This is a genomic window from Rhodococcus sp. 1R11, assembly GCF_004563845.1.
Lineage (GTDB): Bacteria > Actinomycetota > Actinomycetes > Mycobacteriales > Mycobacteriaceae > Rhodococcoides.
Map to the genome: position 1 here is coordinate 1 of NZ_SPNG01000003.1, position 26,886 is coordinate 26,886.

At 65.2% G+C, this 26,886-nt stretch carries 26 protein-coding genes; 13 read left to right on the top strand and 13 right to left on the bottom strand.

Going from position 1 to position 26,886, the window contains the following annotated elements; all coding sequences use genetic code 11:
- The 4 genes from E4P29_RS05945 to phoU form a co-directional block, all read left to right on the top strand.
- The coding region (locus E4P29_RS05945) for an acyl-ACP desaturase (RefSeq protein ID WP_167735395.1) at window positions 1-457 on the top strand (457 nt) is incomplete at its 5' end.
- A gap of 94 nt (window positions 458-551) precedes the next feature.
- On the top strand, window positions 552-1,691 hold the full coding sequence (dusB, locus tag E4P29_RS05950; protein ID WP_135042789.1) for a tRNA dihydrouridine synthase DusB: 1,140 nt from the start codon (window positions 552-554) through the stop codon (window positions 1,689-1,691).
- A 119-nt stretch (window positions 1,692-1,810) separates the two neighbouring features.
- Window positions 1,811-3,787, top strand: coding sequence for an LCP family protein (locus tag E4P29_RS05955; protein ID WP_135042791.1), 1,977 nt, complete (start codon window positions 1,811-1,813; stop codon window positions 3,785-3,787).
- A gap of 66 nt (window positions 3,788-3,853) precedes the next feature.
- Window positions 3,854-4,528 carry a phosphate signaling complex protein PhoU gene (gene phoU, locus E4P29_RS05960; RefSeq protein WP_135042793.1) on the top strand — a complete coding sequence of 225 codons (675 nt, stop codon included), beginning with the start codon at window positions 3,854-3,856 and terminating at the stop codon, window positions 4,526-4,528.
- 129 nt (window positions 4,529-4,657) lie between these two features.
- On the opposite strand, the gene pstB is transcribed toward phoU, so the two are convergent.
- The 6 genes from pstB to E4P29_RS05990 form a co-directional block, all read right to left on the bottom strand.
- Window positions 4,658-5,434, bottom strand: a complete 777-nt coding sequence (pstB, locus tag E4P29_RS05965) for a phosphate ABC transporter ATP-binding protein PstB (protein WP_094679883.1) — start codon at window positions 5,432-5,434, stop codon at window positions 4,658-4,660.
- Between the two features lie 36 nt (window positions 5,435-5,470).
- Window positions 5,471-6,379, bottom strand: a complete 909-nt coding sequence (gene pstA / locus E4P29_RS05970; protein WP_027495870.1) for a phosphate ABC transporter permease PstA — start codon at window positions 6,377-6,379, stop codon at window positions 5,471-5,473.
- Window positions 6,380-6,382: 3 nt separating this feature from the next.
- Window positions 6,383-7,420 carry a phosphate ABC transporter permease subunit PstC gene (gene pstC, locus E4P29_RS05975; protein ID WP_032381646.1) on the bottom strand — a complete coding sequence of 346 codons (1,038 nt, stop codon included), beginning with the start codon at window positions 7,418-7,420 and terminating at the stop codon, window positions 6,383-6,385.
- An 87-nt stretch (window positions 7,421-7,507) separates the two neighbouring features.
- A complete protein-coding gene (gene pstS, locus E4P29_RS05980) occupies window positions 7,508-8,608 on the bottom strand; it encodes a phosphate ABC transporter substrate-binding protein PstS (protein WP_135042795.1) in 1,101 nt (366 codons plus the stop codon).
- Between the two features lie 199 nt (window positions 8,609-8,807).
- Window positions 8,808-9,713: a mycothiol synthase gene (gene mshD, locus E4P29_RS05985; protein WP_135042797.1), complete on the bottom strand. Its 906-nt coding sequence runs from the start codon at window positions 9,711-9,713 to the stop codon at window positions 8,808-8,810.
- Window positions 9,714-10,472 (bottom strand): response regulator transcription factor, encoded by a 759-nt coding sequence (locus tag E4P29_RS05990; RefSeq protein ID WP_135042799.1) that lies wholly within the window; start codon window positions 10,470-10,472, stop codon window positions 9,714-9,716.
- A 130-nt stretch (window positions 10,473-10,602) separates the two neighbouring features.
- On the opposite strand from E4P29_RS05990, the gene E4P29_RS05995 reads away from it, so the two are divergent.
- From E4P29_RS05995 to E4P29_RS06015, 5 genes are all read left to right on the top strand, one after another.
- Entirely contained in the window at window positions 10,603-11,382 is a 780-nt protein-coding gene (locus tag E4P29_RS05995; RefSeq protein WP_135042801.1) for an LmeA family phospholipid-binding protein, read from the top strand.
- On the top strand, window positions 11,379-11,792 hold the full coding sequence (locus E4P29_RS06000) for a thioredoxin family protein (RefSeq protein WP_135042803.1): 414 nt from the start codon (window positions 11,379-11,381) through the stop codon (window positions 11,790-11,792). Before E4P29_RS05995 ends, E4P29_RS06000 begins: the two co-directional genes overlap by 4 nt.
- 254 nt (window positions 11,793-12,046) lie before the next feature.
- Complete coding sequence (locus E4P29_RS06005; protein WP_135042805.1) at window positions 12,047-12,523, top strand: DUF4395 domain-containing protein; 477 nt, start codon at window positions 12,047-12,049, stop codon at window positions 12,521-12,523.
- A 43-nt stretch (window positions 12,524-12,566) separates the two neighbouring features.
- Entirely contained in the window at window positions 12,567-13,403 is an 837-nt protein-coding gene (locus E4P29_RS06010) for a sulfurtransferase (protein ID WP_027495862.1), read from the top strand.
- 1 nt (window position 13,404) lies between these two features.
- The gene (locus E4P29_RS06015) at window positions 13,405-13,710 is read left to right on the top strand and encodes a DUF1416 domain-containing protein (RefSeq protein WP_008719402.1); all 306 of its coding nucleotides are present in this window, start codon (window positions 13,405-13,407) and stop codon (window positions 13,708-13,710) included.
- A 67-nt stretch (window positions 13,711-13,777) separates the two neighbouring features.
- Here the strand turns inward: E4P29_RS06015 and E4P29_RS06020 are convergent, their stop codons facing one another.
- Window positions 13,778-15,310 (bottom strand): cutinase family protein, encoded by a 1,533-nt coding sequence (locus E4P29_RS06020; RefSeq protein WP_135042807.1) that lies wholly within the window; start codon window positions 15,308-15,310, stop codon window positions 13,778-13,780.
- Window positions 15,311-15,686: 376 nt separating this feature from the next.
- Here E4P29_RS06020 and E4P29_RS06025 point away from each other — a divergent pair, with 376 nt between their 5' ends.
- Window positions 15,687-16,352: an FABP family protein gene (locus tag E4P29_RS06025; RefSeq protein WP_135043488.1), complete on the top strand. Its 666-nt coding sequence runs from the start codon at window positions 15,687-15,689 to the stop codon at window positions 16,350-16,352.
- Between the two features lie 193 nt (window positions 16,353-16,545).
- On the opposite strand, the gene cydC is transcribed toward E4P29_RS06025, so the two are convergent.
- From cydC to E4P29_RS06050, 5 genes are all read right to left on the bottom strand, one after another.
- The gene (gene cydC / locus E4P29_RS06030) at window positions 16,546-18,246 is read right to left on the bottom strand and encodes a thiol reductant ABC exporter subunit CydC (RefSeq protein WP_135042809.1); all 1,701 of its coding nucleotides are present in this window, start codon (window positions 18,244-18,246) and stop codon (window positions 16,546-16,548) included.
- Window positions 18,239-19,939: a thiol reductant ABC exporter subunit CydD gene (cydD, locus tag E4P29_RS06035; protein ID WP_135042811.1), complete on the bottom strand. Its 1,701-nt coding sequence runs from the start codon at window positions 19,937-19,939 to the stop codon at window positions 18,239-18,241. Before cydD ends, cydC begins: the two co-directional genes overlap by 8 nt.
- Entirely contained in the window at window positions 19,936-20,973 is a 1,038-nt protein-coding gene (cydB, locus tag E4P29_RS06040; protein ID WP_135042813.1) for a cytochrome d ubiquinol oxidase subunit II, read from the bottom strand. Before cydB ends, cydD begins: the two co-directional genes overlap by 4 nt.
- A 9-nt stretch (window positions 20,974-20,982) precedes the next feature.
- On the bottom strand, window positions 20,983-22,452 hold the full coding sequence (locus E4P29_RS06045; RefSeq protein ID WP_135042815.1) for a cytochrome ubiquinol oxidase subunit I: 1,470 nt from the start codon (window positions 22,450-22,452) through the stop codon (window positions 20,983-20,985).
- A gap of 131 nt (window positions 22,453-22,583) precedes the next feature.
- On the bottom strand, window positions 22,584-23,450 hold the full coding sequence (locus tag E4P29_RS06050; RefSeq protein WP_135042817.1) for an aminodeoxychorismate lyase: 867 nt from the start codon (window positions 23,448-23,450) through the stop codon (window positions 22,584-22,586).
- Between the two features lie 45 nt (window positions 23,451-23,495).
- Between E4P29_RS06050 and E4P29_RS06055 the strand changes: the two genes are divergently transcribed.
- The 3 genes from E4P29_RS06055 to E4P29_RS06065 all read left to right on the top strand — a co-directional run bounded on the left by E4P29_RS06055 (window position 23,496) and on the right by E4P29_RS06065 (window position 25,698).
- Entirely contained in the window at window positions 23,496-24,617 is a 1,122-nt protein-coding gene (locus E4P29_RS06055; protein ID WP_135042819.1) for a folate-binding protein YgfZ, read from the top strand.
- The gene (locus E4P29_RS06060; RefSeq protein ID WP_135042821.1) at window positions 24,614-25,252 is read left to right on the top strand and encodes an MOSC domain-containing protein; all 639 of its coding nucleotides are present in this window, start codon (window positions 24,614-24,616) and stop codon (window positions 25,250-25,252) included. Before E4P29_RS06055 ends, E4P29_RS06060 begins: the two co-directional genes overlap by 4 nt.
- A 248-nt stretch (window positions 25,253-25,500) precedes the next feature.
- Window positions 25,501-25,698, top strand: a complete 198-nt coding sequence (locus E4P29_RS06065) for a DUF3073 domain-containing protein (protein ID WP_072692062.1) — start codon at window positions 25,501-25,503, stop codon at window positions 25,696-25,698.
- Between the two features lie 74 nt (window positions 25,699-25,772).
- Here E4P29_RS06065 and purM read toward each other — a convergent pair whose 3' ends face one another.
- On the bottom strand, window positions 25,773-26,873 hold the full coding sequence (gene purM / locus E4P29_RS06070) for a phosphoribosylformylglycinamidine cyclo-ligase (protein WP_027495851.1): 1,101 nt from the start codon (window positions 26,871-26,873) through the stop codon (window positions 25,773-25,775).
- Window positions 26,874-26,886: the final 13 nt, after the last annotated feature.

Genomic DNA, 26,886 nt, shown 5'->3' on the forward strand with positions numbered 1-26,886 from the left:
CTCGCACCGCAACACCGGCAAGGTCTGCGACGACCCGATCGCCGACCGCATGCTCCAACGCATCGCCGCCGACGAGAACCTGCACATGATCTTCTACCGCAACATCACCGGCGCAGCGATGGACATCGCACCCGACCAGACGCTCGATGCCGTCTCCGACATCGTGACGAACTTCGTCATGCCCGGTGCCGGCATGCCGAACTTCCGCCGCAACGGTGTGCTGATGGCCAAGCACGGCATCTACGACCTGCGTCAGCACCTCGAAGACGTCGTCTGGCCCGTGCTCCGCAAGTGGAGCGTGTTCGAGCGCAACGACTTCACCGCACGCGGCGAGAACAAGCGCGAAGAACTCGCCGCGTTCCTCGAAGACCTCGAACGTCAGGCCACCAAGTTCGAGGAGATGCGAGATCGCTCGCTGGCCCGCGAACGCGCCAAGGCCGAAGCACGCGCGTCCTGAGTTTCGATCGACTGGTGTGCCCGGTACCGACTTCGGTGCCGGGCACCGCCTTTTCTCCTGAATGTTCTCCCTTCGTTCCAAAGGCCTGTTTTCCATGACATTGCAGATCGGCTCCCTGGAGTTGCGCAGCCCCGTCGTCCTCGCACCGATGGCCGGCGTCACCAATGTGGCGTTCCGCACGCTGTGCCGCGAGCAGGAACTCGAACGAGCAGGCAGCACGTCCGGTCTGTACGTCTGCGAGATGGTCACCGCACGTGCTCTCGTCGAACGGCAACCCGCCACGATGCACATGACGACGTTCGGGCCCACCGAAACTCCCCGGTCTCTGCAGCTCTACACGGTCGATCCGGACACCACGTACGCCGCGGCGAAAATGATCGTCGACGACAACCTGGCCGACCACATCGACATGAACTTCGGCTGCCCCGTACCGAAGGTCACCCGCAAGGGCGGCGGTGCCGCATTGCCGTACAAGCGAAACCTGTTCGGCCGCATCGTCGCTGCGGCGGTCAAGGCAACCGAGGGCACCGACATCCCCGTCACGGTCAAGTTCCGCGTCGGAATCGACGAGAACCATCACACCCATCTCGACGCCGGCCGAATCGCCGCCGACGAGGGTGCAGCGGCAGTGGCGTTGCACGCCCGCACAGCCTCCCAGCGTTACTCCGGCACCGCCGATTGGAACGAGATCGCTCGACTCAAGGAGCACGTCACCGGGATCCCCGTCCTGGGCAACGGCGATATCTTCTCGGCGTCCGACGCCGTCCGCATGATGGCCGAAACCGGATGCGACGGCGTCGTCGTCGGGCGTGGCTGCCTGGGTCGTCCATGGCTGTTCGCCGAGCTCAGCGCCCGCCTGAACGGGCGGCCCGAGCCGACGCCACCCACCCTGGGTGAGGTCGCCACGATCATCGCGCGCCATGCCGAGTTGCTCGCGCAACACCACGGTGAAGACAAAGGCCTGCGAGAGTTGCGCAAGCACGTGTCGTGGTACCTGCGCGGCTTCCCCGCCGGCTCGGATCTTCGGGTGTCGATGGCGTTGGTGTCCACGCTCGCCGAACTGGACGATCTTCTGGCGCAACTGGATCCGACCGTTCCGTTTCCCAAGGATGCCGAAGGCCCCCGCGGCAGGCAGGGCTCGCCCGGTGCGGTGGCGTTGCCCGACGGATGGCTCGACGATCCGGAGGACCTGTGTGTCCCCGCCGGCGCAGATCTGATGCATTCCGGCGGCTGATCGACCCCCTCACCAGGGCCCGTCTCGCACGAAGTGGACCGCGCCGCTCGAGTCAGTACTATGGCTTGGATTGCCGAGTAGACGGCACATGCGTGTGATGGAAGGCCAGGTTCGAATTCGTGGGAGACGATCGAGAGTCGGGCCCGTCTGTGCCCGAGGGTCGCGCCCCATGGGAGCGCCCGCTGTCCTCAATCGGACGAACCGGCGCAGGCGGACGTTCCGGACAACGTCCCCCTCGGTCCGACGGCCAGGTCACACCCGACCCCGCTGGTTCGGAATCCGACGCATCCGACTCCGATTCTCCGCCCAAGCCGGGTGACAGCGGCCGACTCGGCAAACGCTCCCCACGCAACGCGGACACGGTGTCGGTCGCCGAGCTGGTCGACAAAATGTCTCGGTCGGGAGCGACCCGACGTGATCCCCCCGAACGGCCGGACGTCGAAGAGCCCACCGAGGTCATCTCACCGATCACCGACTCCACTCCCCCGCCGGCTCGGGCGAACCGTCCGATGCCCAACCCACCGCCGCACGCTGCACCCGAACCCGTAGGAGCACCCGCCGCCGACCGTCCGGCGCTGACGCGTCTGGCGATGAGCCGGGTACGGCGACGACGACGTATTCGCATGATCGGCCGAAGCTTGGTCTCGATCGTTGCGATCCTCGCCGTGGCTCTCACCGGAGTGGTGTGGGGCTACCTACGCAACACCGATCAGGGATTCCTTCAAGTCGCCGCGCTCGACCCCGACTCGACCGACGTCGTCGACGCCGCAGGCCAGTACGGCGACGAGACCTATCTGATCGTCGGCACCGATACGCGCGCCGGTGCCAGTGGGCAGGTCGGCGCAGGAACCGTCGCCGATGCCGAGGGATCGCGCTCGGACACCGTCATGCTCGTCAACATTCCGGCCGACCGCAGCCGCGTCGTCGCCGTGTCGTTCCCGCGCGACCTGGACGTGACCCGGCCCGAGTGCGAGCAGTTCGACAACGTCACCAATACCTACACCGGCGAGATGTTCCCGGAGGCGTACGGCGACAAGCTGAACGCCACCTACGCCCTCGGCGGCCCCAAATGCCTGGTCAAGACCATTCAGAAGATCTCAGGACTGCGGATCGGACACTTCGTCGGCATGGACTTCGCCGGGTTCGAGTCCATGGTCGACGAGGTCGGCGGTGTCGAGGTGTGTACCGCTCAGCCTCTCGTCGATTACGAACTCGGAGACGTGCTGCCCAATCCCGGTACCCAACGCATCGACGGCCGTACCGCACTGAACTACGTCCGGGCCCGCAACATCGAATCGGAGGGCAACGGCGACTACGGCCGCATCAAGCGCCAGCAGCGCTTCCTGTCGTCACTGTTGCGGTCTGCGTTGTCGAACAAGGTGCTTCTCGATCCGGGCAAGCTGAACGGATTCGTCAACGCGTTCACCTCCGACACCTTCGTCGAGAACGTCAAGACCCAGGATCTGGTGACGCTCGGCCGATCGCTGCAGAACGTCGACGCCGGCGCGGTGACCTTCCTGACCATTCCCACCACCGGGACGAACGACTACGGCAACGAGATCCCCAACGACGACGCCATCGGTGCCATCTTCCAGGCCATCATCGACGATCTACCGTTGCCAGGCGAAGAACGGGCGGAACCGGTGACACCGGAACCGACCCCGCCGCCCGCCGCTCCCGAGGCCCCGCTGCTGGCCGTGGATCCGGGCACCGTGTCGCTGCAGGTGTCCAACGCGTCGGACATCGCGGGAATGGCACAGACCGCGTCCGATCAGCTGGCGACGTACGGATTCCAGATCCTCACGGTCGGTAACTTCTCCGGCTCCGCCGCTCAGACCGTCGTTCGATATTCCCAGGATCAGGAAGCTGCTGCGGCGACGGTGGCGTCGGCGATACCCGGCGCTGCGATCGAACTGGCTCCGAGCCTGAACAACGTCGTGGAGGTGGTTCTCGGTTCCAACTACCCGGGCTACACCCAGTACCCGGCCGGCGTCGGTGCACAGATCGACCCCACCCAGGTGGAGGGAACGACCGAAAGTGCTCCGCTACCCGAGGATCTGTCGTTCACCAACGCGGCCGACGACACGTGCGCCTGACTCCATTCATTCCCCGTTAACCCTCGGGACAGAGAACTGGTCGGTGTGACCTACTAAACTGCGCACATGCGCGTCGCCTACAACGAACAGATGAACGAGCTCGCCGATCTCCTCGGAGAAATGGCGAGCCTGGCTGGTGCGGCCATGGAAAAGGCCACGCAGTCTCTCCTCCAAGCAGACCTGGTTCTCGCCGAGCAGGTCATTTCCGAGCACGACAAGATCACCGAGCTCAGCGCGATCTGCGAGGAGAAGGCATTCACACTTCTTGCGCTGCAGGCTCCGGTCGCGGGCGATCTCCGTTCGGTGGTGGCCGGCATCCAGATCGTCGCCGATATCGACCGGATGGGCGCACTCGCACTCCACGTCGCCAAGATCACCCGTCGCCGGCACCCGAACCACGCCCTCCCCGAGGTCGTCAACGGCTACTTCGCCGAGATGGGACGTCTCGCCGTGCAGATCGGTGCCTCGGCCCGTGAGGTGCTCGAGACCCGCGATCCCGAGCGCGCTGCGAAGCTGCAGGAAGAGGACGAGGCAATGGACGATCTGCACCGTCACCTCTTCACGGTGCTGATGGACCGTGAGTGGAGCCACGGCGTCGCCGCCGCAGTGGACGTGACCCTGCTGGGCCGCTTCTACGAGCGCTTCGCCGATCACGCCGTCGAGGTGGGCCGCCGAGTCATCTTCCTCGTCACCGGCCAGCTTCCGGTCGACCTCCACCAGCAGAACATTCCCAGCTCGTAGCACCCACTCCGTTGAGGGCGAGTAGCGCTGCGCGACAACGCTACTCGCCCTCGCCTCCAGGGCAGGCGCACAACGAGAAGAACCCCCGTCGAGCTTTCGCTCGGCGGGGGTTCTCTGTGCGGTGTGCGGCTATCCGAAGCGACCGGAGATGTAGTCCTCGGTGGCCTTCTGCGTCGGATTGGAGAAGATCTTCTCGGTGTCGTCGATCTCGATCAGCTTGCCGGGCTTGCCCGTTGCCTCGAGGTTGAAGAAGCCGGTCTGATCGCTCACGCGCGCGGCCTGCTGCATGTTGTGCGTGACGATCACGATCGTGAAGTCCTGCTTGAGTTCCTGAATCAGGTCCTCGATCGCCAGGGTCGAGATGGGGTCGAGGGCCGAGCACGGCTCGTCCATCAGCAGCACGTCGGGAGAGACGGCAATGGCGCGGGCGATGCACAGACGCTGCTGCTGACCACCGGAAAGTCCGCCGCCGGGCTTGTCGAGGCGATCCTTGACCTCGTTCCACAGGTTGGCACCCTTGAGCGAGCGCTCGGCGATCTCGTCGAGCTCCTTCTTGCCGCGGCCACCCTGCAACTTCAGCCCGGCGACGACGTTGTCCTTGATGGACATGGTCGGGAACGGGTTGGGTCGCTGGAAGACCATGCCGATGGTGCGTCGCACACCGACGGGGTCGACGCCGCTGCCGTAGATGTCCTCGCCGTCGAGCAGCACCGAACCTTCGACGCGAGCGCCGGGCGTGACCTCGTGCATACGGTTGAGCGAACGCAGGACGGTCGACTTACCGCAGCCGGACGGTCCGATGAACGCGGTGACGCTGCGCGGCGGGACTGCCAGAGTGACGTCGGAGACGGCATGGAACTTGCCGTAGTAGATGTTGACGTCCTTGAGATCGAGACGCTTTGCCATGTTCTGATTCCTTAGGATTCTCTGGAGTCGGGTGGGTCAGAAGTTCTTGGGCGAGAAGAACTTCGAGACCAACTTCGCGCCGATGTTGAGTATTGCGACGATCAGGATCAGCGTCAGGGCTGCTCCCCACATGCGCTCCGCGGTGAGCACGCCGGTTCCTGCTTTCTGCAGGTCGACCATCATGAGCGGCAGTGACGTCTGCGGCCCCTCGAAAATGTTGAAGTTGATAGCGGTGGCCGAGCCGACCAGGATCAGCACCGGAGCCGTCTCACCCATGACGCGGGCCAGCGCCAGCATGATGCCGGTGACGATGCCGGAGAGCGCGGTGGGGATGACGATCTTGGCGATGGTCTTCCACTTCGGTACGCCCAGTGCGTAGGACGCCTCGCGCAGGTCCTGCGGAACGATGCGCAGCATCTCCTCGGCGGACCGGACGATGACCGGGATCATCAGCAGCACGAGGGCGAAGGCAACGGCGACACCGGAGCGCTGGAACCCGAAGGTGGCGATCCACAGCGCGTAGATGAACAGGGCCGCGACGATCGACGGAACACCGGTGAGGATGTCGACCATGAACGTCGTGACCTTGGCCAATTTGGTACCTGCGCCGTACTCGACGAGGTAGATGGCGACGAAGATGCCGATCGGGATGGAGATGACGGCGCAGAACAGCCCTTGCAGAAGGGTTCCCACGATCGCGTGGTAAGCACCACCGCCGGCGATGAACTGGGTGATTCCGGCCTGCGAGTTCTGCCACCACGCCGGCGCGACCACAGCGGACAGTCCACGCGAGATCACCGTGTAGAGCACCCAGATCAGCGGTACGAGGGCGACGAGCACCGACAGGCTGACGAGAATCGTCGCCGCGAGGTTCGACGCCTTGCGCCGGGCGCTGACGCCCTGGAACGTGGGCTCTTTGACGGGCTTGTCCATGGTTGCGGTCATGGGTCAGTCCTTCTTTCCGGCGATGGCGGCGCGGGCACCGGCGTTGACGACGAAGGTCAGGACGAACAGCACCAGACCGGCGGCGATGTAGGCACCGGCCTGCAGCGGGTTGTTGAACTCGCCTGCTGCCAGCGCGATCTTGGTCGCGAATGTCGAACCGCCGTCGAACAACGTTCCGCCGAAGGTCGCCTGGGTGCTGCGGATGATGATGTAGAGCGCGATGGTCTCGCCGAGCGCGCGGCCGAGACCGAGCATCGAACCGCTGACGAAGCCGGACTTGCCGAACGGAATGACCGTGGTGCGCACAACTTCCCAGCGAGTGGCTCCGAGCGCGAGAGCCGCCTCGACCTGGCCCTTGGGCGTCTGGATGAACACCTCACGGGTGACGGCGGCAATGATCGGCAGGATCATCACGGCGAGCACGATGCCACCGGTGAAGATGGTGCCGCCGCCTGCGATCGATACCGAGCCGGTACTGAACAACGGGAACCAGCTCAGCGACGAGTTCAGCCATTCGGCGAACGGGCTGATCGCCGGGGCCAGGACGTACAGGCCCCAGAGGCCGAAGACGATCGACGGGACGGCAGCGAGCAGGTCGATGACGTAGCCGAGTGGTCCGGCGACACGCTTGGGCGCGTAGTTCGTCAGGTAGATCGCGATACCGAGCGCGACGGGCATCGCCAGGATCAGAGCGAACAACGACACGGTGACGGTGACCAGGAACAGATCGAGTACACCGAACACCATTGCCGAGGTGTTCGAGGTGTCCCACGCGCCGTTGTAGGTCAGAAAGTTGACCGTGTTGTTGGACAGTGAGGGAATCGCTCGCCAGAGCAGGAAGATTCCGACCGCAGCGATCAGGGCGATGATGAAGATGCCCGAGCCCTTGGCCAGGCCGGAGAAGATCCTGTCACCGGGACGGGTGACCGTCCCCGATGTTTTCGAGTCTGACAATTGTGGTTCTTCCGGTTCGTGGGCGGCACCTGTGGTAGGCACGGTAGCCGCCGAGGGGATGCCGGTGATCGAGTGGGTGTCGCTCATACCGCTCACTGTCTCGTGTCGATGCAGGGTGGTCCGCCTTCGGCCCGCGTCACCGCGAGCCGAAGGCGAAACCGGGTTTATCGAGGATCAGGCGATCGCTTCGATGGCGGTGACCAGGCGTTCCTTGAATGCGTCGGGCAGCGGCACGTAACCGGCTTCTTCGAGGCCCTGCTGTCCCTCGTTGGCTGCACTGAGCAGGAAGGACTTGACTGCTGCCGTGGTGTCGGCGTCGTAGCCCTTCGAGCACACGATCTCGTAGGTCGCGAGCACCAGCGGGTAGGTGTCCGCTGCGTCGCTGGCGTAGAGGCCGTCGATGTCGATGACGAGGTCGTTGCCCTCGCCCTTGAACTTCGCGGCGTCGATTGCCTTGCCTGCGGTCTCGCTGCTCAGCTCGACCGGTCCGTTACCGAAGTCGACGGCGGCCTTGCCCAGCGACTCCTGGTCGGCGAAGCCCTTCTCGACGTAGGTGATGGCACCGGGGGTGGCGGCCACGGCCTGGGCGACGCCCGAGGATCCGTTGGCACCTTCGCCGACGCCGCCGGCCCAATCGGAGCTGTGGTCCAGCGTCCACGCCTCGGGAGCGGATGCGGCGAGGAAGCGCTGGAAGTTGTCGCTGGTGCCCGACGAGTCGGAGCGGTAGACCGGGGTGATCGCGGTCGACGGGAGCGTTGCGCCCTCGTTGAGTGCGGCGATGGCCGGGTCGTTCCAGGTGGTGATCTTGCCGGTGAAGATCTGCGCGATGACGTCGGGGTTCAGCACCAGGTTGTCGACACCGTCGACGTTGTAGGCCACTGCGACCGGACCGAAGACCAACGGCAGGTTCCACGCCGGGTTGTTGGCGCAGCGCACCGCGGCCTGTGCGGCCTGGTCGTCCTTGATGGACGAGTCGGAGCCGGCGAAGTCGACGAGGCCCGCGACGAACTGCGTGCGGCCGTTACCCGAACCACTGGTGGTGTACTCGACGGCCTTGCCTGCGCAGACGCCGGAGTAGATCGAGGTGAAGTTGGACATGGCGTTCTGCTGTGCGGACGAGCCTTCACCGGTCAACGGGGACTTGCCTTCGCACGAAGCCGAGGACTGCGATGCACCGTCCGTGGTGGCGACGTTCGCGTCGCTACCGCATGCGGCCAGCAACATGGCACTGACTGCCACTGCACTCATGAGAGCACCGTTGCGCTTGAGGTTCACCTGTTTCCTCCGAGGAATCTTGGGCCGTGGTCGCGGCGCGAACTCGAGGTTCGCGCTGCGACTGTGAAGGTGCCGGCTCAGAAGAACCCTCGCACCAGGCAGCGTAGGTTGCCGCCCAGAGAGAAAGGTAAAGGCAGGTGGTAGACGTTTACCCCCGCGTGGGTGAACGGAAGATGAACACCGTGCTGGAAATGTCCGATTACGCGGTCCGCGCGTACGCGGCGTCGACGTGGTAATTCGTGAACCCGAGCTTGGTGTACGTGTGCACCGCCGCGGTGTTGTCCGCCTCGACGTACAGCATGATCTGGTCCAGCTCGCGACCGCGCAGATAGTGCAGCCCAGCCAGGGTCAGTACCCGTCCGAGACCGCGACCCTGCGACTGCGGATCGATACCGACCACGTACACCTCACCGATGGCCGGGTCGTTGCCCTCAGCCGCATGAACTTTCGTCCAGTGAAACCCGAGCAGGTGGTCGCTGCCTTCCTCGAAGGCCAGGAACAGACCCGCCGGATCGAACCACGGCTCGTCTCGCCGTGACGCGATGTCGCGGTCGGTCCAGCCGCCCTGCTCTGGATGCCAGGAGAATGCCGCGTTGTTGACCCTCAGCAACTCGGCATCGTCCTGGTGCCCACGATAGGTCCGCAGCGAAATACCTTGCGGGACAACGACATCGGGCAGGTCGGGCTCGGCCGCGACCCGTCGCATCTGCAGCAGTTCCCGTACCACCGTCAGCCCGAGCGCACGCGCCACGGACTGCGCTGCGGGCAGATTTCCGTGCGCCCAGATCCGCGTGCCGGAGCCGAGATCGAGTGCGCCGGTGACCAATCGCCGACCGATGCCGCGACCGCGATACTCCGGATCGACCACCGCTTCGGCCATACCGTCGGCAACGCCGACATACCCGACGACTCGATCTGCGTCGGCGGCAACGAATCGAAGGACGTTCTCACCCTCGTCGACGGCCTTGACGGCCTGCTCGGAAAGCGGTGCCGTACCGTCGACTTCGGTTGCACGCGAAAGAATCCGGTGAATCTCGTCGCTGACGCGCGAGGACGGTGCGTCGCCGTCGATGGGGTGGACGTCGAACGCAGTATCCGAATTCATCTACGAGAGCGTACTCTCTTGCTCGAACTCGAAATCCGCATCGTCGGAATCGCCGGCCATGGCGTCCGGAGCCGTACCGCCCTTGGCGTTACGCGACGGACGCACCGCCTTGTAGCCCACGTTCCGCACCGTTCCGATCAGCGACTCGTACTCGGTACCGAGCTTGGCGCGGAGGCGTCGAACATGGACGTCGACGGTGCGAGTGCCACCGAAGAAGTCGTAGCCCCACACTTCCTGCAACAACTGGGCGCGCGTGAACACGCGGCCCGCATGTTGAGCCAGATACTTCAGCAGCTCGAATTCCTTGTAGGTCAGATCGAGTGGACGACCGCGCAGCCGTGCGGTGTACGTGCCCTCGTCGATGACCAACTCACCGAGTGTGATCTTGCCCGATGTCTCGGGACTCGCGACCCCGCCGCTCCGGCCGACCAACAGACGTAGCCGAGCGTCCAGTTCCGCGGGGCCGGTGCCGGGCAGCAGGATGTCGTCGAGCCCCCAGTCGGAGTTCACCGCGACCAAGCCGCCTTCGGTCAGGACCGCCACCACGGGGATGGCCGATCCGGTACTGCCGAGCAGCCGACACAGACCACGAGCAGCAGCCAGATCGGTACGTGCATCCACCAGCGCGATATCCGCGGAACCTGCTTCGAGGAGAGAAGACACCTCGGTCGGTACCGGCCGGATGTGGTGGGCCAACAACGCGAGAGACGGAAGTACGCCCTCCGGATTGGGATCGGAGGTCAGTAACAGGAGCTCCACTGCGTCTCCGTTCTTACCGCTGGCCGGTCCAGCCGACGCTGGAATCGAGTGATCGTCAAGGACACAGACTAGCTTGTCCGTACAACCAGGCGAAGCGGGCAGTACGCGATGCTTCGGTCACAATGGACCGGTGCGCACACTTCTCATCGGACTCATCAGCCTGTTGGCCCTCGCGCTCGTCGTCGATTTCGGGGCCGCGGCCTACTCCGAATATCGGGTCTCGCGCGCCATCCGGGACGGCGGCGAACTCACCTCGGACCCCCAGGTGATCGTGCACGGATTTCCGTTCCTCACCCAGGCGGCCGACGGGCGCTATCAGAACATCGAGATCCGAGCCCAGGACGTACCGACCGAATACGTCGGCTCGACGACCATCGAAGCCAATCTGCGCGGCGTGCACATCGCGCTGTCCGACCTGATCGACAACAACGTCCGCGACATCCCGGTGGACGAGCTCGACGGCCGCGTCCGCATCGAGGCAACCGACCTCGGACGGTTCCTCGGCATCGTCGACCTGCAGGTTTCCGCACCTCCGGCCGACAAGTCCGACGGCACGGGCGGCTCCGGCGGGTCGGGCAAGACCACCGCCGGTGGTGTCGTACTGACGGGAACGGTTCCGGTGGGACCGTTGCAGACCACCGTCAGCGTGCAGGCCGACCTACTGCTCGAAGGTGACAGTGTCGCCGTCGTGGCATCGGACTTCTACTTCGGACCGGAGGGCCAAGCCGACTTCACGATCCCCGATTTCGCCAAGCCCACAGTGCTCGGCCTGTTCACCAAGACCATCGAACGTCAGAGCCTGCCGTTCGGGCTGCTGCCGACGGACGTCTACGCGGAGGGTTCGCAGATCGTCGTCGAAGGGTCGGGAGAGAACGTGAACATCGACCTGAACGAGATCGAAAAGCCGTGACAGGGATCACAGTTCTCATCGTCGTGGCGGTCCTTGCCGTTGCTGTCGGTTTGATTCTTCGTCGTCGTTCCGGTGCCATACGCACCATCGCGTCCGCCGATTCCGATGCCCTTCTCCCACTGCTCATCGATGCGGGTGTCACCTCGGGGTCCGCAACGATCCTGCATTTCTCGGCGGACTGGTGTGGGCCGTGCGCTGCCGTGCGTCGTGTGGTGCACCAGGTTCTCGCCGATCGCACCGAAACACGCGAAGTCGAGCTCGACATCGATGCTCATCCCGTTCTCGCCCGCGAGCTCGGTGTGCTGTCGCTGCCGACGACATTCGTCCTCGACGGAGACCTGCGTCGACGTTCGAGAATTGCCGGCGTGCCGTCGGCCGCAGCTCTGCGCGAAGCACTCGACGCCCTGTAGCGCTGAACCCACTCGGGTGGGCGGTACGACCCACCCCTGGTAGCGGGTAGGATGCACTTCGTGTTCTCCCGCCGCGAGCTCATGCTCACCAGTCGACGCACGGTTGATCTGTGCCGACTGGGCGGTTGTTGCTGTCGCTGCTGCTGATTTCCGTCTGCCGCCACGCCCATGCGTGATGCCGGCCCGATAGTCGAAATCCACATCCGAGCACCGGCGAAAAGCCGTGCCCCGGCCTCGCACAGGAGTACCTCTCGATGTCGACATCCGACACTCACACCACCGCGATCGACCAGGTCGATATCCGTGGTCCGCGTTTTGCCGCGTGGATCACCACCGCAGTCCTGGTCATCGTTCTCCTCGCGAGCACGGTCTCGATCCCCGCAGCAGCAATCCTGCTCGGGCTCCAGGCGATCGTGTTCGGAATCGGAGCCGTCCGCGGACCCAAGCACAGTCCGTACGGCACGATCTACGCGACATTCGTCGCGCCGCGGTTGTCACCGACCACAGAACGTGAGCCGGTGGCCCCGTTGAAGTTCGCTCAACTGGTGGGCTTCGTGTTCGCCGCCGTCGGAGTCCTCGGATTTGCTCTCGACGCTCCCGTCGTCGGCACCGTAGCGACAGGCTTCGCGCTCTTCGCAGCGTTTCTCAACGCAGCGTTCGCGGTGTGCCTGGGCTGCATGATCTACCCCCTCGCGGCTCGACTGCGCAGCAACTCGCGCTCCGCAGCGTGACAAGTACCCCCTGATCCGACATAGAAAGACCGAAAGGAACACCATGGCTCGCTCCGACGTCCTGGTCTCTGCCGACTGGGCCGAGCAGAACCTGAACGCACCGAAGATCGTCTTCGTCGAGGTCGACGAAGACGCCAGCGCCTACGACGGCGGACACATCGAAGGTGCGGTCAAGCTCGACTGGCGCAAGGACCTGCAGGACCCGGTTCGCCGCGACTTCCTCGATCAGGAGCAGTTCTCCGGCTTGCTCTCGGCCAAGGGCATCAGCAACGACGACACCGTCGTGCTCTACGGCGGAAACAACAACTGGTTCGCCGCGTACGCCTACTGGTACTTCAAGCTGTACGGCCACAAGGACGTCAAGCTGATCGACGGCGGACGCAAGAAGTGGGAACTCGACGGCCGCCCGCTCTCGAAGGACGTCGTCAGCCGGGAGAACACCCAGTACCGCGCCGAGGCCCCGGATCTGTCGATCCGCGCGTTCCGCGACGAGGTCATCGACGCCATCGGCAACAAGAACCTGATCGACGTGCGCTCCCCCGACGAGTTCTCCGGCAAGATCCTCGCGCCGGCACATCTCCCGCAGGAGCAGGCTCAGCAGCGTGGCCACGTCCCGTCCGCGATCAACATCCCGTGGAGCACCACCGCGAACGAGGACGGCACGTTCAAGTCCGACGAGGCGCTCGAAGAGCTGTACAAGACCAAGGGCTACGACGACAGCAAGGCCACCATCGCCTACTGCCGCATCGGTGAGCGCTCGAGCCACACCTGGTTCGTGCTCAAGGAGCTCCTCGGCAAGGAAGACGTCAAGAACTACGACGGCAGTTGGGTCGAATACGGCTCCCTCGTCGGAGCACCCATCGAATTGGAGGTTCACTGATATGTGTGGAGCACCCGTGCAGGGTCAGACCATCCCCGCAGGCGTCGACGTCGAGAAGGAAACGGTCATCACCGGCCGTGTCCTCGCCGGCGACGGTGAGCCGGTAGCGGGCGCATTCGTCCGTCTCCTCGACGGCACCGGCGAATTCACCGCCGAGGTCGTCGCGTCGGGAACCGGCGATTTCCGTTTCTTCGCTGCCCCCGGACAGTGGACGCTGCGGGCATTGTCCGCATCGGGCAACGGCGACACCGTCATCACGCCCGAGGGCGCAGGCGTGCACTCGGCCGACGTCACCGTCGGAGTCTGAGTCACCGAACCGATCACGCAGAAGAACCCCGCACCTGGCAATCAGGTGCGGGGTTCTTTTCGTCGTTCTAGCCGGCCGCGCGCGCCGGCTCGGGGACCGTGGAGTACTGCGGCGGGAACATGCCGGGAGGTAGCGCAATGCCCTGGGATTCGAGGAAGGCACCGAGGTCGCTGACACGAGTCTGCGTCCCCGGCTCCGGTAGCACTCGGGGTTGCTGGGTCTCGGGCACCTGGGTCTGGGGTGCCTGGGTCTCGGGTTCCTGGGTCTCGGGTGCCTGGGTCTCGGGGGTGGCCGGGTCGACCGCGGGAGGCGCGTTCTTCTTCTCGCGTTCGGTGCGCGCGAGATCGGTCACCCAGGCGACCATCTTTTCGCTTTCCCACTCGACCCCGTCGTTGGGGTCGTTGTACCAGTAGGACAGGTGTTGCAGAAAGCCGATGGCCAAGTAGGGGCCGAGCACGACGTCGACGATGCCCTTATTGTTCTCCACCAGGCCCTCGCCCTCGGCGCGCAACTTCGCCTTCACCGTCTCGGCACCCGGACCGAGAGCCCAGTCGAGATCGGCGAGCAGCTGGTCGGGAGACAGCGCGGCTGCAGCCTTCGCGTCGTCCACCTGATACTGCCGGTCGGAGACTTTGACCAGAACCTGCAGTAGCGTCTCGTCCGACTCGAGCCACGACTTGTTCGTGGCGATATCGATGATCGCGCGGGTGGCAATGGAGGCCACCGTCCGACCGAAGTCGGAGACGGTCTGCACCGGGTTGAGCAGCGTCAACCGCATCTGACCGAATACACCGAGCGCCAGCTGCAGCAGTTCGATCTTGTCCGGCGAATCGCAGGCGAGATCGTAGGGACGACACGACCAGGTGACCTTGTCCGTCATCGACCCGTAGTCCCGCGGCGACTGGTCCATGAAGCCGCCGAGCGACGGGCCCACCTCGTCACCGAAGTTCGGCACGCCGGCCGGGCGGTAGGGCGACCCCACCATGACGACACCGACGACGTCGTCGGACGTGACGAGAGCGTTGGGGTCACGGTGGCCGAGTTCCCTCGTCACGCGATCGAGAATTTCGCCGCCGACGCTGTACCCGAGCAGCGCGAACTTGGTCTTCTCACCGCACTTGGTCTTGTACTCGTCCATCAACCGATTGGTCGACGCGATGCCGTCGGCGATCGATTCCTGGTAGGTCGGCACGTTGTCGAGTACGTCGAAACCGTAGGTGGAGGAATACGGGACGTAGAGCCAGCCGACGGTGCCGGGGCTGTCCGCGTTCGCCTCACCGACCGGAACGGTGACGTTGCCGACCCAGTTCGACGCGATCGTCTGCGCTTCTTCGTTGAGCGGATTGCGATCCGAGTCCGAGTCGGTGGCTCCGGATACCGCCAACAGCAGTACGTCCGGGCAGTCCTGCGCGTAGTTGTTCGGATCGATGTTCGGGCCCTGGGAAGAACCGAAGTCGGCCGAACCCGAATCTGCCGAACCCGAGTCGGGCGCGGCCAGCGCAGCAGCGGGAGCTGCGAGCGCCAACGCCAGTGCGACTACCGCCGATCGAACCAACACGGAACCGAACGACGATGTCCGAGCACGCTTATGACGCAGCATTTCTGCAGAGACCTCCCCAGCCTTACAAGACAGCAGCCTTTACGACACACATGGTGAATTCGTCGGCGCTGTCGAGATCGAGAGCCCGACGCCCCCGGGAAGAAGGTACCTGCTCGGGTCGGATTCGCCATCACTCCGAGTGATCCAGGGCACTGCGGGCCGCAAAATTGGTGGTGTGTCACCAATGCCACAGCGCGGAAACGGACCGTTGTCATCGACCGGTCTCGCCGGGGGTTAAACTCGGTTCCGTGGTCATCTTCTTCGAGGTATTGCTGGCGCTTGCGGCAGTAGCCATCATCGCGTTCTCGCTCTATGTCGTCTACCGACTGGTCAACGACGAGTCGTGACGGAACCGGGCGCGGGCAACCCCGACAGCATCGACGACGGACTGGGCACCCCTATCACCAGCGGTGACCAAGCCATTTCGGCTGCCGAGCAGAAGTTCGCCGAGGCGTCGGCTCGCAACATCCCGGTGCTGCCCGACATCCCCCATCCGGACGACACGGCGAATCTGCGGCTCGGCCCCGATCTGCACCCGTCGATGTTGGCACTGCTGCCACTCGTCGGCGTCTGGCGCGGTCAGGGCGAGGGGCACGATCCCGAAACGGACACCGACTATCCCTTCGGTCAGCAAATCGTCGTCTCCCATGACGGCGGCAGCTACCTCAGCTGGGAATCGCGCTCCTGGAGACTCGATTCCGACGGCAATTACGCGCACCCCGACCTTCGGGAGACCGGGTTCTGGCGCATCAGCGGCGGCGACGGAGTCAAGGGGTCCAAGGACGAAGAAGTCGTCGAACTGCTGCTGACGCACAGCACCGGCGTCGTCGAACTGTATTACGGTCACGCCCTGACCCAGTCGTCGTGGGAACTTGCTACCGACGTCGTCATCCGCAGCACCTCGGGTGCACTGGTGGGCGGAGCTCGCCGCCTGTACGGAATCGTCGAGGGCGGGGATCTGGCGTACGTCGAAGAACGTATCGTCGCCGACGGCCCGCTCGCACCGCGTCTGTCGGCCCGCCTCACCCGCTACATCGGCTGACGCAGAATCTTCTTCGGAACTCGGGGGCCGTTCGAATGCGAACGGCCCCCGAGCCATACCTGATGTCAGGTCCCGACCGGACAGGTCGGGGGCTCGGGGCCCGGGTAGCTGCCTGGGATTCGCCTGCCGCTCGCGCGGTCTTCGCAGTGAATCCGTCAGCGATTGCGGCTAGCTGACAGCCACCTCACGCGTCCTAGAGTTCATCAACTTCAGACCACCTCCTCTCTCGTGTACTCCCAACGTACGCCCGCGATCGGGAGTCGGCAAAGGGTTTTTTCGCAGTCCGGTCTCCGAGGTCGATCACCTGGTCGGCGTCGGTGTTCTCGGGCAATTGGTGAGTGACGACGACCACCGTTCGCTCGGCACCGAACAGCCCGCCGTCGGTGGTGAGCAGCTCGCGCAGAACCCGTTCGCCGGAGATTCGGTCGAGATGTTCGGTCGGCTCGTCCAACAGCACGACGGGCGCGGTACTCAGCAGTGCGCGTGCGAGAAGGAGTCGACGACGCTCGCCACCCGACACCGCCTGCGCCCCGCCGATCAGTGTCGTGTGAACGCCCTGGGGCAACGCGTCGAGCCACGGTCCGAGACCCACTCGTCGCAATGCCTGCGTTGCCTGGTCTTCGTCCACGTCGCCCCGCACCACTCGCAGGTTCTCCAGTATCGAGGTGTCGAACAGGTGCGCGTCTTCGGCGAACAGCGCTGCATCCGAACCGAATTCGACGGCAAGTGCGCGCAGCATCGTCGTCTTCCCCGATCCGCTGGGCCCGATGATCGCGCTCCGCGCATGTGCGCGGAAGTTCGTAGCAGGGGTCGGGCAGGAGTGGAGCCCGCGGAACGACCCGTCCAGGCAGGAGTGGAGCCCGCGGAACGACCCGTCCAGGCAGGAGTGGAGCCCGCGGAACGACCCGTCCAGGCTGCCGGGCACATGGGGCGGAGCCGCATCGAGCATGGTCATGATTCGGGTGGCCGCGATTCGGCCACGCATCAGTGCGATCGCTGCTGCGGGCAGAGCTGCGGTCGCCTCGAACGCGGCCAGTGGAACCAACACGATGATCGCGAGCGCCATCGGCGTCATGCCGCCCGCCGTGCCTCCGCCCGGGCCGTACAGCCCGATGCCGATGAACATCGACCCGATCACCGACGCTCCGATCGACAGTGGCTGTGCGGCATCGGCCAGTGCCGACGGACGCGCCGCGCGATCTCGGGCTGTCACCGAGTCCTGTGCTGCGCCTCGGGCTTCGGCGAGTGTCGCGTCCAGACGACGGGCGACTCGCAGTTCCGCCGCATGGTCGAGTGCGCGGACGGCTGTCTCGGCGAAGCGCACGTCGGCATCGGCACCGGCTTCCTCGGCGATCCTCGCCGATCGGGCCGCGAGCATCGGTGCACCCACGCCGGCGATCAGCAACGCCACCGCGAGAATCGATGCGGCGGCAGGTGCGATTCCCGCGAGCAGGCCCACGGCCGCGAGCATCATCACCACGCTCACACAGATGGGAACGACGGCCCGGATGACGACGTCGCCGAGAACGTCCACGTCCGCACCGGTGCGCGCCAGAACGTCACCCCGTCGCAGAGCGACCGCGCCGTTCCCGTTCGCCAGTCTCTCGTAGATCCTCGTGCGGGCTGCCGTCGTTCCACGTAGCGCCACATCATGGGTGGTCAAGCGTTCGAGATACCGAAACACCCCGCGCGAGATACCCAGTGCCCGAACGGCTACGACGGCAACCGACAGGTCCAGCACCGGTGGCATCTGCCACGCCCGGGTGATCAACCACGCCGACAGTGCCGCCAGGGCGAGTGCACTGCCCAGCGTCGCCACTCCGGCCAACACGGCCAGTACGACTCTGCGCGGAGACAGCTCCAACAGCGCCAGCGCTCGTCGCAGATCAGACATGCTCGAACTCCCGCTTCGTGGTCGAGTCACTGCGCACCTCGACGATGCGGTCGGCGGCATGCAGTACCGAACGCCGATGACCGACCATCACCACAGTGACGCCGCGGTCGGCGGCATCGCGAACCGCCTGCAGCACAGCCGCTTCACTCACCGGATCCAGGTGTGCCGTCGGCTCGTCCAACAGCATCACCGGAGCATCGGACACGAAGGTACGCGTCAGTGCTAGGCGCTGCAGCTCGCCGAGTGAAAGCCCTACCCCACCCTGCCCGACGCGGGTGTCCCAGCCCTCGGGGTGTTCTCGAAGCACCTCGTCGAATCCGGCTGCGCGGCAAGCGAGTTCCAGTGCAGCCGAGTCGGGGATTCCATGCAGGGTCACGTTGTCGTAGAGGGTGCCCGGCACCAAGACCGGCCGCTGCGGGAGCCAGGCCACCTGCGCCCACCACTGTTCGAGATCGAGTTCGGCGATCGGCACTCCCCCGACACTCACCGCGCCGGTCGACGGCGGAGTCAAGCCCAGAATCGCGTGCAGCGCAGTCGTTTTACCTGCGCCGTTCGGTCCGGTCAGGACCGTGACGGTGCCCGCCCGGCACAGCGCATTCAGCTCCGCTGGTGCCGCTCCGTCCCGACTCGCAACGCCGAGCCCGTCGAGTTCGATGTCGACGGCGCTCGCGTCGATGATGCGGCCACCGCCCGGCCGCGCCGTTCGCCGGTCCAACACCCGGAATGCACGATCGGCTGCCTCGACGCCGTCCTCGGCCGCGTGAAACTGGGTACCGACCGCGCGCAGTGGAAAATACACCTCGGGCGCGAGGACGAGCGCGATGATGCCGGCTTCGAGTGTCATCTCGCCGAACACCAGACGCAGCCCGATGCCGACGGCAACCAGCGCCACACACAGCGTCGCGAGCAACTCGAGCACCATCGACGACAGGAACGCAATCTTCAGTGCGCGCATGGTCGTTCGACGATGGGCGTCGCCCAATTCACGAACGCGAGCGGCCGGTCCGTGCTCGCGCCCGAGCGCGCGCAGGGTCGGTAGGCCGGCCAACAGATCGAGCAGTTGCGCAGACAACCTGGTCATCGTGGTGAGCGTGGCGGCCGCCCGGCCCTTGGTCAGCAAGCCGATCAGGATCATGAAGACGGGGATGAGCGGCAGAGTCACGGCGATGATGGCGGCCGACGTCAGATCCTGTGTGAGGATGACGATCAGGACCAACGGGGTGACGATGACGGCCAGCACCAGCGCCGGCAGATAGCCGGTCAGGTACGCCCGTAGTCCGCCGATGGCGCGGGTCACGACGACGGCCAGTTCTTCGCGCTCGGCGTCGAGCTCACGAGGATCGAAACGCGTTGCCGTCGTGAGTACTTCGACCTCCAGCTCGGCGACGACCCGCGACGCCGACCGGTGTGCGTAACGTGACTGGGCTCCGGTCGCCAGCACACGAACCACTGTTGCACCTGCCAGGACGATCAGTTCCGTCGTCCATACGGACAACGATCTGGCCGACGGATCGGTGATGACGCCGGCCAGCACGCGTCCGATTGCCAGCGCGCTCACGATGATGCACAGGGTCACCACGGTCGACAACGCGACCGTCACGAGCACGTAGCCACGGGCGGAGCGCGAGTATTTCCACAGTCGCGGATCGACCGGGCCCTTCGATCGTGTCCGCGGGGTGGTGGGTGCGGTCACGACTTCACCGACAGCCCGATCGAGTCGGGGATCTGGGCGCTCGAAATACGTTGCCGGAAGACCCAGTACGTCCACGCCTGGTAGCCGATGACGACGGGTGCAGCGAAGGCCGCAGCCCACGTCATCACCTTCAACGTGTACGGGCTGGACGACGCGTTGGCGATGGTGAGATCGAAGGCGGCATCGGTGCTGGACGGCATCACGTTGGGGAACAGCGACGCGAACAGCAGCACGACGACGGCGACGATGGCAATGCAGGTGAAGACGAAGGCCCAGCCTTCACGTACTTTCGCCGTCAGCGCGACGACGAGCAGCAGTGCCACTGCTGCCACCGCGACGAGTACCCAGGTCCAGGTTTTTCCGTACGCGAGTTGTGTCCACAGCGCGAAGGCTCCACCGACGAGCACTGCCGGAACCGACAGCCACGCGGCCATTTTCACCGATTCCTCGTGGACGTCGCCGGAGGTCTTCAGCGCGATGAACACGGCACCGTGCAGGGCGAACACCACGGCCATCGTTACTCCGCCGAGCAGTGCGTACGGGTTGAGGAGGTCGAAGAACCCCGCGGTGACCTTCTTGTTCTCGTCGATCGCGACTCCACGGACGATGTTGGCGAACGCGACGCCCCACAGCACAGCCGGAACCCACGAGCCGATGCCGATGCCGATGTCGCAGCGACGACGCCACACCGGGTCGTCGATCTTGCCGCGCCATTCGATGGCGCAGATGCGCAGGATGAGCGCCACCAGGATCAACAGCAACGGTAAGTAGAAGCCCGAGAACAACGTGGCGTACCACTCGGGAAAAGCCGCGAACAGGGCACCGCCTGCGGTGATGAGCCAGACTTCGTTGCCGTCCCACACCGGACCGATCGTGTTCAGAACGGCACGCCTGCGCTTTTCTCCCGTCGCGGGGTCGGGGTGCCTACCCAGAATGGGCATGAGCATGCCGACGCCGAAGTCGAAGCCTTCGAGCACGAAGTAGCCGACGAAGAAGAAAGCGATGACGAGAAACCAGAATTCGGGCAGTGACATTGCTATCCCCTAGTACGCGAACGAGAGCTGCTTGGGCTCATCGTCTTCCGATTCCGGTGGGTCGACGTGCGGGTGCGCGTCGTGGTCGAGAGGTCCTTCGATGACGTAGCGCCGGAGCAGGTAGAACCAGACCCCTCCGAGAGCGGCGTACAGCAGTGTGAACGTCACCAGCGAGGCGACGACGAGGCCGACGGGATGGTCGGAGACGCCCTGGTCTACGGTGAGCCGGATCTGATCGACTCCCGAGAGGTTGGGCGCGACAACCCATGGCTGACGCCCCATTTCGGTGAAGATCCAGCCTGCACTGTTGGCCAGAAACGGCGTCGGAATCGCCAGCAGCGACAGCCACGAGAACCACTTCTGGTCGGGAATCCGACCACCTCGGGTGACCCACAGTCCCGCAACAGCGAGCAGAGCGGAGCCCGCGGCGAGGCCGATCATCATTCGGAATGCCCAGTAGGTGACGAACAGGTTCGGCTTGTAGTTGCCCGGTCCGAACTGCTGCTCGTATTGATCCTGTAGCTGGTTGACGCCCTGCACGGTGGCACCGAAGTCGTTCTCCGCCAGGAACGACGTGAGGCCGGGGATCGAGATGAGGTGCTCCACGGATTCGCAGTTGTTGTGGGTACCCACGGTCAGGAGCGAGAAGCTGGCTCCGGTTTCTGTGTCGCACAACGATTCTGCGGAGGCCATCTTCATCGGCTGCTGCTCGAACATGAGCTTGCCCTGAATGTCTCCGGTAATGGCGAGCGCCCCACCCGCAACGATCATGACGATGAAGGACATGCGCGCTGCCGACCTGAACATCGTGCGTGAGTCGGTGGCTTGTTCATCCATCTTCTTTTTTCGAGCCTCGCGAACCATCCACCATCCGGAGATGCCTGCAACGAATGTCGCGGCGGTGAGGAATGCGCCTGCGACCGCGTGCGGAAAGGCTGCCAGCGCAGTGTTGTTGGTGAGCAGCGCCCAGATGTCGGTCAGCTCGGCGCGGCCGGTTTCTTCGTTGTAGATCGCGCCGACGGGATGCTGCATCCAGGAGTTGGCCGCGATGATGAAGAAGGCCGAGGCGTTGACGCCGATGGCGACGAGCCAGATGGTCGCCAGGTGAACGAGTTTGGGTAGTCTGCTCCATCCGAAGATCCACAGACCGAGGAACGTGGACTCGAGGAAGAACGCGACCAGCCCTTCGAGTGCGAGGGGCGCTCCGAAGACGTCACCGACGAATCGCGAGTATTCGCTCCAGTTCATTCCGAACTGGAACTCCTGCACGATTCCCGTTGCGACGCCGAGTGCGAAGTTGATGAGGAACAGCTTGCCGAAGAACTTGGTCAGCCGGTACCAGGAATCCTTGCCGGTGATCACCCACATGGTCTGCATGGCCGCCACCATCGGCGCGAGGCCGATGGTGAGGGGTACGAGAATGAAGTGATAAACGGTGGTGATACCGAACTGCCACCGCGAGACATCCAACGCGTCCATCGATACTCCGAACTCTTCCACCCGAGCTGTGACGGGCAACACCGCAGGTCAGGGCATTGGCCCGCGACTGATTCGAATGTACTACTACGAGTAGTAGTAGGGAAGAGTCTTTCGACAGGGCCATTGGGCCCTCAGAGCATCCGGACGGTCTCCACCGCCAGATCGACCATCTCGGGCACCTCGCTCGCGCGGCTGGGCCGCCCCAGAACGACGCCGTTCATCGACGTCACCCGCGCCGCCAGCGTGACGCTCGAAACCAGCCAAACACTTTCCGCTGCAACGAGATCCGCTGGATACAGATGTCCGTGCTCGCACGTCCAACCGGCCGCCTCGGCCACCGAGAACAGGGCGGCAACAGTGGTGCCCGCCAGGATGCCCTGCTCGACCGACGGTGTGACGAGAGTCTTACCGCGCGCCACCACCACGGTCGAGCGGGGGCCCTCGAGCACTCTGCCCTCACTGCTGAGGTAGATCACGTCGTCCACGCCCTGGCGGGCAGCGTGGCGCAGTGCGGCCATGTTGGTGGCGTACGACAATGTCTTCGCGCCGGCGAGCTGCCACGGCGCACCGGCGGAGAAATCGACCGAATAGCCCCGATCGAGCGTTATCACCGACACCCCGTTCTCCCGGGCGTTACGTACTCTTCCCGGCAGTGGCCCGAGTGTCGCGAACGCCGTCGGATCGCCGCCGCGCTCACGGCCACGGCTGAGCACCAACCGCAGGACGCCCTCGTCGGTGGAGTTCTCCGTCCACAGGCCGACCGATTGCTCGATCACTGCGCGCCAGGCGTCCAGTTCGGGGACCGGAAGATCCAGGGCCGCAGCCGACGCGGCCAGACGCGCCAGGTGCAGCTCGACGCCGCAGGCCGAACCGTCCCGCACCAGCAGCGTCTCGAACGCGCCGTCACCACGCACGGCAGCCAGGTCGTCGGCGAACAGCAACGGCCGATCCGCGTCGTGCACTCGGCCGTCCAACGTCACCACTACCGACTCCGACATGCCGCCACCCTAAGGGCTGTGTCCGGGTGCTCCTACTATGGAGTGGTGTCCGATCCTGTGACGATCACCCCGAGTCCTCTTCTCACTCTCCCCGGCGCAGTGCCCTCTCCCGACGACAGCGTCGATGCCGGCGTCGCCTGGCATTACGGCAATCCGTTCGGCGAACAACGCAGTGCCGTCAGCGCCGCCGCCGTCATCGATCGATCCCACCGATTCGTGCTCGCCATCAGCGGCGACGAGCGCTCGAGCTGGCTGAACACGATCTCGAGCCAGCTCGTCTCGGATCTGCCCGACGGCAGCTCGGCCGAAAACCTGAGCCTGGACGTCAACGGCCGGATCGAGCATCACTTCGTACAGACCGATCTGGGCGGGATCACCTACATCGATACCGAACATGCACAGGGACCGGATCTGCTGTCGTTCCTGAAGAAGATGGTCTTCTGGGCCAAGGCCGAACCCCGCGAGGCCGACGAACTCGCCGTTCTCTCCGTCCTCGGATCCGACGCGGCGTCGATTCTGGACAAGGCGGGACTCCCGGTTCCGAGCGAGATCTACGGCGCGTCGGCAGTGGACGGCGGCGGCTTCGTCCGGCGGATGCCCTGGCCGGATCCGAATTCGTACGACGTCGTCGTCCCCCGAGCAGGTCTGAGCAACTGGTTCCTTCGCCTCCGCGACGCCGGTGCCGCCCCGGCCGGAACCTGGGCGTACGAGGCGTTGCGGGTCGAATCGGTGCGACCGCGGGTGGGCGTGGACACCGACGAGAAGACCATTCCGCACGAGGTCCGATGGATCGGCAGTGCAGCCGAGTTCGGGGCGGTTCATCTGGAGAAGGGCTGCTATCGCGGGCAGGAGACCGTCTCGCGGGTGCACAACCTCGGTCGACCGCCGCGTCACCTGGTACTCCTGCATCTCGACGGTTCCGCCGACGGACGGCCCGAGACCGGCGACCCTGTCACCGCCGGTGGCCGCGCGGTGGGGCGTCTGGGGACCGTTGTCGACCACTTCGAGCTCGGGCCCGTTGCCCTCGCGCTGGTCAAGAGAACGATTCCGGTGGACACCGCCCTGGAGGTGGGTCCGTGTGCAGCGTCGATCGACCCGGATTCCATCCCCTCGTACGACGACGTGCAGGCCGGCCGCGCGGCCGTCGATCGCCTACGCGGCCGGTGACCGGGACCGTCTCGGCGGTCTGCGTGGTGCATGCCGACGTCCCGTTCGGTCGGCGCGGCGTCGTCGACAGCGGCATCGACAAGCGCCCCGTGCACGGCCCGGTGGATGTGCACGAGCTCGGCATCGGCGGTGACCACTGTCGCGACACAAAGTTCCACGGTGGTCTCGATCAGGCCGTGTACGCCTACGACGAGGCAGAAGCCCGGTACTGGGCCGATCAGCTGGGCATGCCCGTCGAGCCAGGACGGTTCGGCGAGAATCTGCGGACCAGCGGCGTCCCGGTGACCGACGCGGTGATCGGGACGCGGTGGCGCATCGGCACGGTGATGCTGGAGGCAACCATTGCCCGAAAGCCCTGCGGCACGTTCGCGCGGTGGATGGGCGAGCCGGGGTGGGTTCGCCGATTCACGGCCCAGGGAGATGTGGGTGCTTACTTCCGAGTGCTCGAGCCCGGGGTCTTCGCCGCCGGTGATTCGGTGACGGTCGAATCGGTTCCACGGCACGCGGTGACGGTGCGGATGCTCTTCGAGGGGCGGGACGCCGCGGCGATGCAGACTCTTCTGGACGAGCCCGGATTGGCACCGAAGGTGTACCGCGACGCGGCGGCGGCGCTCAAATCGTCTCGGAGGTCATGACGCGCAGCACTACTGTTTTCGTGTCGTAACGCGAGGATAGTTCGCCTGAGCACGGATATGCGCAGGTACAGGCAGCGCGGGCCCCTGCCCCGGGCGTGTCGCGCCGCCGGGCCCGGCGTCGACACGTGGTGCCGTATGCGCATCGCGGCGATTCGCGCGCTAGAGTGTGTGCCAGGAAGAAATACCAACTCTAACGGGGCCGCCAAATTTCCCCAGGCCGCCCCGCAAGTCCGCGAGGGGGCACCGCCATGGGCCGAGGCAGGGCTAAGGCAAAGCAGACAAAGGTCGCTCGTGAGCTCAAGTACAGCTCGCCGACAACGGACTTGGAGAGTCTGCAAAGAGAGCTCTCCGGTGGTTCGTCCAACTCCCATCGTGGCGGCATCCACTCTGACTCGGATGTGCATTCCCGAGTCGAGGAAGACGAGTACGAGGACTGGCGACGCTAGAAACTGTGCATTGAACGACTGAGGGGGAGCCGCACCGCGGCTCCCCCTCACTTGTTCGTCGTGTGACCAGCCGGTCAGAACCTCGGGTGGTTACCCAGCAGCAGCGCGCGCTCGTCGGCGACATCCTTGCCCGCAGCCTTCTTGACCGTGCCGAGAGTCCAGCAGTCGATGTGGCGTGCAGTCAGTACCGCCAGAGCACGATCGACGTCCTCGGGGGCGACGATCGCGACCATGCCGACACCCATGTTGAACGTCTGCTCCATCTCGGCCCGCTCGACGCGTCCGCGCTGCGCGATGAGGGAGAAGATCGGGGCCGGGCTCCACGTGGTCCGATCGAGTTCGGCCACGAGGCCCTCGGGCATGACGCGCGAGAGATTGTTGGCGAGTCCGCCGCCCGTCACGTGGCAGAACGTGCGCACGTCGGTCTCGGCCGCGAGTGCGAGGCAGTCCTTGGCGTAGATCTTCGTCGGCTCGAGCAGTTCCTCGCCGAGTGTTCGGCCGAACTCCTCGACGTGTCCGCCGAGATCCATGTGGTTGATCTCGAGCAGCACCTTGCGAGCGAGCGAGTAGCCGTTGGAATGCAGACCGGACGATCCCATGCCGATGACGACGTCGCCGGGACGCACGCGCTCGGGTCCGAGGATCGAGTCCGCCTCCACGACGCCGATGCCGGTGGCGGACAGGTCGTAGTCACCGTCGGCCATCAGCCCCGGGTGTTCGGCCGTCTCGCCGCCGAGCAACGCACAACCGGCGATGATGCAGCCTTCGGCGATGCCCTTGACCAGTTCCGCGACCTGCTCGGGAACGACACGGCCGACGGCGATGTAGTCCTGCAGGAACAGTGGCTCGGCTCCGCACACGACCAGATCGTCGACGACCATGGCCACGAGGTCGAGGCCCAGGGTGTCGTGCTTGCCGAGGGCCTGGGCGACGGCGACCTTGGTGCCGACTCCGTCGGTCGAGGCAGCCAGGACCGGCTCGCGGTAGTCGCCCTTGAGCGCGAACAGACCGGCGAAACCACCGAGACCGCCCATGACCTCGGGCCTGCTGGCCTTCTTGGCGAGTGGCGCGAACAGTTGAACTGCTCGGTCTCCTGCGGCGATATCGACCCCGGCCGCCGCGTAGGAGGCACCGCCCGAGTGAGTTGCGCTCGTGGGTTGGGATTCCTCGGTCATTCGGCTCCAGCCT

What these genes read in the sequence shown, in the direction of transcription:
- phoU (WP_135042793.1), top strand. Translation starts at nt 3,854, where the DNA reads ATGCGCGTCGCCTACAACGAACAGATGAACGAGCTCGCCGATCTCCTC.
- E4P29_RS06065 (WP_072692062.1), top strand. Translation starts at nt 25,501, where the DNA reads ATGGGCCGAGGCAGGGCTAAGGCAAAGCAGACAAAGGTCGCTCGTGAG.
- cydB (WP_135042813.1), bottom strand. Translation starts at nt 20,973, where the DNA reads ATGTCACTGCCCGAATTCTGGTTTCTCGTCATCGCTTTCTTCTTCGTC.
- E4P29_RS06020 (WP_135042807.1), bottom strand. Translation starts at nt 15,310, where the DNA reads ATGCTGCGTCATAAGCGTGCTCGGACATCGTCGTTCGGTTCCGTGTTG.
- pstA (WP_027495870.1), bottom strand. Translation starts at nt 6,379, where the DNA reads ATGACCGCAACCATGGACAAGCCCGTCAAAGAGCCCACGTTCCAGGGC.
- purM (WP_027495851.1), bottom strand. Translation starts at nt 26,873, where the DNA reads ATGACCGAGGAATCCCAACCCACGAGCGCAACTCACTCGGGCGGTGCC.
- E4P29_RS06010 (WP_027495862.1), top strand. Translation starts at nt 12,567, where the DNA reads ATGGCTCGCTCCGACGTCCTGGTCTCTGCCGACTGGGCCGAGCAGAAC.
- pstC (WP_032381646.1), bottom strand. Translation starts at nt 7,420, where the DNA reads ATGAGCGACACCCACTCGATCACCGGCATCCCCTCGGCGGCTACCGTG.
- E4P29_RS06050 (WP_135042817.1), bottom strand. Translation starts at nt 23,450, where the DNA reads ATGTCGGAGTCGGTAGTGGTGACGTTGGACGGCCGAGTGCACGACGCG.
- E4P29_RS06005 (WP_135042805.1), top strand. Translation starts at nt 12,047, where the DNA reads ATGTCGACATCCGACACTCACACCACCGCGATCGACCAGGTCGATATC.
- pstB (WP_094679883.1), bottom strand. Translation starts at nt 5,434, where the DNA reads ATGGCAAAGCGTCTCGATCTCAAGGACGTCAACATCTACTACGGCAAG.
- E4P29_RS06045 (WP_135042815.1), bottom strand. Translation starts at nt 22,452, where the DNA reads ATGGACGCGTTGGATGTCTCGCGGTGGCAGTTCGGTATCACCACCGTT.
- cydC (WP_135042809.1), bottom strand. Translation starts at nt 18,246, where the DNA reads ATGTCTGATCTGCGACGAGCGCTGGCGCTGTTGGAGCTGTCTCCGCGC.
- E4P29_RS06015 (WP_008719402.1), top strand. Translation starts at nt 13,405, where the DNA reads ATGTGTGGAGCACCCGTGCAGGGTCAGACCATCCCCGCAGGCGTCGAC.
- dusB (WP_135042789.1), top strand. Translation starts at nt 552, where the DNA reads ATGACATTGCAGATCGGCTCCCTGGAGTTGCGCAGCCCCGTCGTCCTC.
- mshD (WP_135042797.1), bottom strand. Translation starts at nt 9,713, where the DNA reads ATGAATTCGGATACTGCGTTCGACGTCCACCCCATCGACGGCGACGCA.